This is a genomic window from uncultured Microscilla sp. (assembly GCF_947493425.1).
Classification (GTDB): Bacteria; Bacteroidota; Bacteroidia; order Cytophagales; family Microscillaceae; genus Microscilla.
The window spans coordinates 1-491 of sequence record NZ_CANLRP010000482.1 but is presented as its reverse complement, the minus strand read 5'-3'; the positions used below and the strand labels follow the sequence as shown (position 1 = coordinate 491).

The window sequence follows — 491 nt, the reverse complement described above, 5'->3', positions numbered from 1 at the left end:
GTTTCTCCAAATTCAAAATAACAATCCCTTTTTTTTTACCAATAATTGTTGCCATTAATTATGGCGAACATGTTGATTTAACGTACCTGGTTTTAAACCCAATGCTTTCATTTGATGCAAATTAACGTATGTGATAACAGGAACTCCCTTATCTGTTAGTTTTCCTTTTGCTACATTTATAGTACTTGGAATGGGCTTACCATCCCTTAGAAACGCCATATCCATGATAAATGTCTCTGTTCGCTTGTTATACATACGTACTATTTCTTTTTTAACAACTTCTTGCGTTGAGATTAATCCCTTCTTGACTTTCTTAGTAAAGGTGATGGTTGTTGTTGTGGTAGTTACGTTCCCACTGGTTTTTAACTTTGTCTCTATTTTCCATCCAGAAGCAGGTGAGTGTATCAGTTTCTCACTAACGCTTTGATAAACATCAGGTTTATATACTCTATTCCATTTAAGTAATTTAGATAACTCTTTGACTTCTTCAA

1 protein-coding gene is annotated in these 491 nt (G+C 33.8%); it reads right to left on the bottom strand.

The genetic code is table 11. From position 1 onward, the window contains the following. Positions 1 to 54: 54 nt before the first annotated feature. The coding region (locus Q0954_RS34415) for a hypothetical protein (protein WP_299466743.1) at positions 55 to 491 on the bottom strand (437 nt) is incomplete at its 5' end.